Source organism: Pseudomonas sp. GM74, assembly GCF_000282455.1.
Lineage (GTDB): Bacteria > Pseudomonadota > Gammaproteobacteria > Pseudomonadales > Pseudomonadaceae > Aquipseudomonas.
Map to the genome: position 1 here is coordinate 23,149 of NZ_AKJG01000084.1, position 6,295 is coordinate 29,443.

3 protein-coding genes and 1 pseudogene are annotated in these 6,295 nt (G+C 64.1%); 2 read left to right on the top strand and 2 right to left on the bottom strand.

Annotated features, from left to right (window positions below):
- The first annotated feature begins 6 nt into the window (after window positions 1–6).
- Window positions 7–1,341, top strand: coding sequence for an HlyD family type I secretion periplasmic adaptor subunit (locus tag PMI34_RS10870; RefSeq protein WP_008051150.1), 1,335 nt, complete (start codon window positions 7–9; stop codon window positions 1,339–1,341).
- On the top strand, window positions 1,338–2,666 hold the full coding sequence (locus tag PMI34_RS10865; RefSeq protein WP_008051152.1) for a TolC family outer membrane protein: 1,329 nt from the start codon (window positions 1,338–1,340) through the stop codon (window positions 2,664–2,666). The genes PMI34_RS10870 and PMI34_RS10865 overlap by 4 nt, the downstream gene beginning before the upstream one ends.
- A 24-nt stretch (window positions 2,667–2,690) precedes the next feature.
- Here the strand turns inward: PMI34_RS10865 and PMI34_RS10860 are convergent, their stop codons facing one another.
- Window positions 2,691–4,526 carry an O-linked N-acetylglucosamine transferase, SPINDLY family protein gene (locus PMI34_RS10860; protein WP_008051154.1) on the bottom strand — a complete coding sequence of 612 codons (1,836 nt, stop codon included), beginning with the start codon at window positions 4,524–4,526 and terminating at the stop codon, window positions 2,691–2,693.
- A gap of 82 nt (window positions 4,527–4,608) precedes the next feature.
- Window positions 4,609–6,295 (bottom strand): annotated as a pseudogene (locus tag PMI34_RS10855) (hypothetical protein); the annotation flags it as partial.

A 6,295-nucleotide genomic window follows, 5' to 3' on the forward strand; every position in this document is an offset into this window, starting at 1 on the left:
GCGTCAATGCAAGCCAGTTCGAGCGACATTTCGACCCCCGAGAACAAGCCCGATGCGGATGCCGCGGGCATTGCCAGGATCGGTGTGTGGTTTTTGCTCCTGGGCCTCGGCGGATTTCTGCTCTGGGCCTGCCTGGCGCCGCTTGACCGCGGCGTGGTCGGTAGCGGCACAGTGGTGGTTTCCGGCGAGCGCAAGACCGTGCAGTCGCGCACTGGCGGCACGATCGACAACATCCTGGTACGTGAAGGCGACCGGGTGCAGCAGGGGCAGGTGGTGATGCAACTCAACACCGTCCAGGCCAAGTCGCAACTGGATGTCGCCCTGGGCCAGTGGCTCGGCGCCCGCGCCGTCGAGGACCGGCTGATGGCCGAACGCCTGAACCGCGACACTGTGCAATGGTCCGCGGCATTGCTGGCCCGCGCCAGCGACCCGCGCGCCGTCGCGGCGATGGAACTGCAAGGCTATCTGTTCGCCACCCGCCGTGCCGAACTGGCCAGCCGCATGCAAATCAGCCGACACGAAATAGCCTCGCTCAAAGAACAGCTCCAGGGCTTCGAAGAGATCAAGCGCAACCACGCCGTACAGCTGCAATTCCAGCAGCAGGCGCTCAAGGGGCTGCGGGAACTGGCCCGTGAAGGTTATCTGCCACGCAACCGGCTGTTCGAAGCGGAAAGCAGTGCGGCGCAGTTGGGCGCCCAATTGGCTTCGAGCATTTCCGATATCGGCCGCACGCGCCAGGCGATCAATGAAAGCGAGCTCAAGGCGCTGCAACAGGGGCAGGTCTTTCGCAGCGACGCCGAGTCGCAATTGACCCAGGTCGTGGCGCAGACATCGAGCCTGATCGACCAGATCAAGTCATTGGAATTCGAAGTCAACAGCGCCGCAATCGTCGCGCCCGTCGCCGGCCAGGTGATGGGCATGACCGTGCACACCGTCGGCGGCGTCGCACCCGCGGGCCAGCGCCTGATGGACATTGTCCCGCAAGGCTCCAGCTGGGTGGTCAAGGCGCAATTCCCGCCGATGATGGCCGACCGGCTCAAGCCGGAGCTGCCGGTCGATCTGCGTTTCGGTTCGCTGCAACGGGTCCACACCCCGGTGATCGTCGGCAAGGTGCTCACGGTGTCGGCCGACCAGTTGATCGACGAACACAGCGGTTCGCCCTACTTCTCGGTGGAGGTCTCGGTTAGCCCCGAGGCGATCATCGATCTGCGCGAGCTGGGCCTGGATGTCAAGCCAGGCATGCAGGCCGAAGTACTGGTCAAGACCGGCGAACGCACCCTTGCCAACTACTTGATGCAGCCGGTGACCGAGCGTATGGCCGGCGCTTTCAAGGAAGAATGACTGTGTCCGTACGTATCGCCTTACTACTCTGCGTGTTCTGCTCGTGCCGGCTGCTGGCGGCTGAAGCGCCGTTGTCACTGGTCGCCCTCTACGACGCCTCGCGACTCAACGATGCGACCTACCAGGTTGCCAACCATGACTGGGAGGCATCGCGCCAGGAAGAAGCTATCGGCCGCAGCGGTTTGCTGCCGCAAGTCGCCATCAACTCACGCTACGGCCATGGCGGCCAGTTCGAACACCAGTCCTCGGCCAATAGCCAGAGCGATCAGTACGCTTCCGACAGCATTGCCCTGTCGGTTATCCAGCCGCTGTTCGACAAAGGCCGCTGGGCCTCCTACGAACAGGCCAAGGCGCGTGGGCAGCTGGGCGGAGTCCAGCACGAAGGCGCCGACCAGGAGCTGTTCGATCGTGTGGTGCAGGCCTATTTCGATCTCGCCCAGGTGGAAAACGAACTCAAGCTGACGACCCAGCAGAAGGCCTCGGTCGAAGAACTGGCCAAGCAAGCCCGGCGCCTGTTCGAAGCCGGTGAAGGCAGCATCACCGACCTTGAAGAGGCGCAAGCCCGGCTCGATTCGATCCGCGCCCTGGAAATTCAGTTGCAGGCTCAGCATCGCGCGGCCCTGCGCAAGCTGGCGGGCCGCGCCGGGATTGCCGTCAGCGAGATCCCGCAGATGCAGGAGCAGGCACCGGCCGCCGCCTTGCTTGCCCCCGAGCAGGACCTCGACTACTGGCTGATCAAGGCCGACCAGACCGCGTCTGCACTGGGCATCAGCCGTGCTTCGATCAAAGTGGCTGAAGCCAACCTCAAGCTGCAGAAGGCCGGGCACTACCCGACCGTGGCGCTGAGCGGCCGGCTGGCACGGGTCGGCCAGAGCGACCTCAATGAAACGTCCCAGCGCCAGTCGACATATTACCTGGGCGTCGTCATCGATATCCCGCTGTACCAGGGCGGCGGGGTCAGCGCTTCTTCCGAAAAGGCCCGTGCTGCCCTGGAGAGTGCCCGGTCCGGCTATGAGGTCCAGCTCCAGCAAATGAACGAGGACCTCGAGCTCAACTACCTGGGGGTGGTGGCGGGCTTCGAGAAGATCAAGGCCCTGGTGACCGCCGTGCGCTCCAGCCAGACCGCCCTGAAATCCGCGGAAAAAGGCTATGAGGCCGGCGTGCGCTCGACGGTCGACATCCTCGATGCCCAACAGCGCCTGTTCTCCTCCAAGCGTGACCTGCTCGATACCAAGCTGGCGATGCTGCAAAGCTATGTCAACCTGCACACCCACACCGGCCAGATGACCCGCAACGAGCTGGAAAAGGTCCAGGGGTTGTTCTGATCAACTGTAGGAGCGAGCTCGCTCCTACACCCGGCCAGGCGCCACACTGCTGATCGCGTCCTCGAAATCCCTGACGAAGCGTGGTGTGTCGAACAGCGCCGAGTGCTCGCGACCCTGGTGCAGACGCTCACGCAAGCCGGGCAACAGATCCGCCTGGGTCGCCAGTTCGACGGCACGCTCTTCGTACTCGGCCAGCGTGGTGGTGATCAGCTCCGGCAGGTCCAGCGCAGTCAGCAGGCTGCCGGCCATGCGCGAGGCAAAAGTGCGGCCCGAGCGGGTCAGTACCGGCAGGCCCATCCACAGGGCATCGTTGGCCGTGGTCCCGGCGTTGAACGGATACGCATCGAGGAATAGGTCCGCGGCACTGTAGCGGGCCAGGTATTGCGCCGGTGCGACCCGCGGGGCGAACAGCAGGCGTGCCGGGTTCACGCCATGTGCCTGGGCCCTGGCGCAGAGGTTTTCCTGGGCCCAGGGGTTGTCGGCCAGCAGCCACAACACACTGTCGGGGGCGCGCTGCAGGATACGCATCCAGCAGTCGAACACTTCTTCGTTGAACTTGTAGTTGTTGTTGAACGAGCAAAACACGAAACGCTCTTGCGGCAAGCCGCACTCGGCGCGGGTCGGCAACGCCGCAACGGGTCGCTGGCGGTCGCTGCACTGGTAGATCTGCGCCAGGTACAGCGGTGTTTCGCTGTAGTACGCCTTCTCGCTGTCGGGGATCAGGTAGCGATCGGCGATCACATAATCGATGCCCGGCAGCCCGGTCGACCCGGGAAAGCCCAGGTAGGTCATCTGCACCGCAGCCGGGCGGTAAGCCGGAATGTCCGGACGGGCCCCGGACGTCAGCCCATGCAGGTCGATGAGGATGTCGATCTCATGGTTGCGGATGCATTGCGCGGCAGCGGCATCATCCATGGCGTCGATGCGCACGAAGTGATCCATTGCCTGCCTGACCCGCTCGCGCAGGGCCGAGCCGTCTTCGCGGCTCCAGCAAAAACCGTACACCTCAAAGCGCTGCCGATCGATCAGTTCGAACAGCTCCACCGTCAGCAACGACACCGCATGCAGGCAGAAGTCCGAAGACAGGAAGCCGATGCGCAACTTCTGGTGGCCATAGCCCTGGGCCGGAGCCAGGGCGGGGACCCGGACATTGACCCGCTCCTTGACGAAGTGCACCGCGGCGGCCAGTTGCAGGCCGGGGTCATCGCTGCCGGCGAGCAGTGCCAATGGCGAGGACGCCTTGAACAGGTCGCCACGGGTCAAGCCTGCCGGCGGCTCATAGACCGGCCAGACGCATTGTTTCTGGCGCAAGTGCACCCAGTGCTGAATCACCTTGGGTTGATGCGGGTCGGCTTCCAGGCTGGTGCGCAGGATGGCTTCGGATTTCTGCAACTGGCGGGTTTCCTCCAGCAGGCGGCCCAGGTTGTTGCAGGTCATCAGGTACAGCTCGCGGCTTTGCGTGGCGTCGACCAGGCGGTCATCGAGCATCGACTGCCAGATGGCCAGGGCCTCCTGCGGTTTGTGCTGACGCTCCAGCAGCGTCCCCAAGTTGAACCACGCCTGGGCGAACTCCGGGTTCTGGGCAATGGCGGCGCGATAGGCTGCCTCTGCGGCCTCGATCTGCCCCAGTTGCGACAGCGTGGTCCCCAGGTTGAACTGGATAATGTAATTGACCGACGAATGGCAGTGCTGCAGCCAGCGCTGGTAGAGCGCAGCGACATCTTTGACGCGCTGCGCGCCATTGAGCCGGTCTGCGGTTGCGAGCAACTTCATCGGTTCCAGCGCGATACCCTCGGCCAGCTGCAGGGCTGCGGCCAGCACGACATCGAGGTCCGGGCTCTCAAGATTCTGTCTAAGCATTTGCGCGAAGATCTCTTCCAATAAAAAAATACCGAGCTCTTTCGAGCCCGGTATCGGGTCAGTCAAGGTTTACCACTGAAACTCAGTGAATCCAAGTCTGCACGTCGGTTGCGACCAACAACTGGACGTCACCGTCGTTGAACACGTTGTAGCTGGCGCCATCGACCGTGGTGGTCCCTGCCGCCTGCCACTCGCCACTGTCGCCAGTGATGTTGACCGTGTCGTTGTGGTCACCGTCGATGATCATCTGCACCGGTGCCGCGGCACCGCTGGCCACATCCACCTGGCCAGCCTGGCCGAGCTTGGCAACTGCCTCGGCATCGACGGTCAGTACGCTGGCCTTGCCGCCGTCCGCCGCCAGATCGATGGCACCCAGGGAGTGGGCATCGACTGTCGGCGAATCCAGCTTGGTCAGGTCCAGGGACTGATTGCCATTGGCGTCGGTGCGGAACCAGACGTCGGCGATCGTATGGCTCTGGCCATCGCTGGTTTCGTAGCTGCTGTCGAGGCCGATCAGGTTGCCGTGGTTGAGCTCGGCGGTCTTGGCCACATCCAGGTTGAACTGGGTGATGCCCAGCTCCTTGAGGGTGTGCATCTCGCCCTTGCCACTGACGCCATCGTTGTTGGCATCGACCCAGACTTGCAGCGACGCGAACAGCTGGTCAGCGCCGTTGACCGCGCCGTCATGGTTGCTGTCCAGGCTGACGAGTGCCTCGAAACCGTCTTTGGCCAGCGAACCGTCCGGCAGGCGGAACGAGGAACCGAACAGCTCGGAGCCATCGTTGACCTGGCCATCACCATTGAGGTCGAGCGTCAGCAGGCCGTCACCGCCAGTGGCCCAGCCGGTCGCTTCCTTGTGGCCGTCGGCATTGAGGTCGAACTTGACGCCGTTGCTCAGGTGGGTGGTCTGCACGCCATCGCCGTTGAGGTCCAGGACCAGCGGTGTGGACAGGGCCAGCGCGTCGATCTGGGTGGCGGTCATCGCCTGCAGTTGCGCGGTGGTGAACGAATCAACCTGGGTCATCGACAGGTGCGACAGTTGCGCCGTGGTCAGCACTGCGGCTTGCGCCGTGGTGAGGGCCGCGACTTGTGCCGTGGTCAATGCCGCCATGTCGGTGGTTTCGATCGCCACAATCTGCGCGGTGGTCAGGGCTGCTACATCGGCGGTTTCCAGGGCGCTGATCTGGGTCGGCTTCAAGGCCGCGATCTGCGCTGTGGTCAGCGCCGCCACCTGGGCAGTGGTCAACGCTACCAGTTGGGCAGAAGTCAGCGCGCCGACATCGGCGGTTTCCATGGCCGCCACTTGCGTGGTGGTCAGGGCTGCGATCTGGGTCACCTTCAGCGCCGCCACTTGGGCAGTGGTCAGGGCAACTACCTGGGCAGTGGTCAGGGCAGCAGTCTGCGCAGTGGTCAGGCTTGCAGTGTCGGTCACTGTCAGCGCGGCGATGTCCGCCGTTTCCAAGGCCGCCACTTGCGTGGTGGTCAATGCCGCCGTTTGGGCGGTGGTCAGGGCCGCCACCTGGGCGGTGGTCAGGGCCACGACCTGGGCGGTGGTCAACGCCGCGACATCGGCGGTTTCCAGGGCGCTGATCTGGGTCGGTTTCAGTGCAGCCACTTGTGCCGTGGTCAGAGCCGCGACCTGGGCGGTGGTCAAGGCTACCAGTTGAGTGGCAGTCAAGACGCCGACATCGGCAGTTTCCATGGCCGCCACTTGCGTGGTGGTCAGGGCGGCCACCTGGGTGGCGGTCAGTGCCGTCACCTGGGCGGTG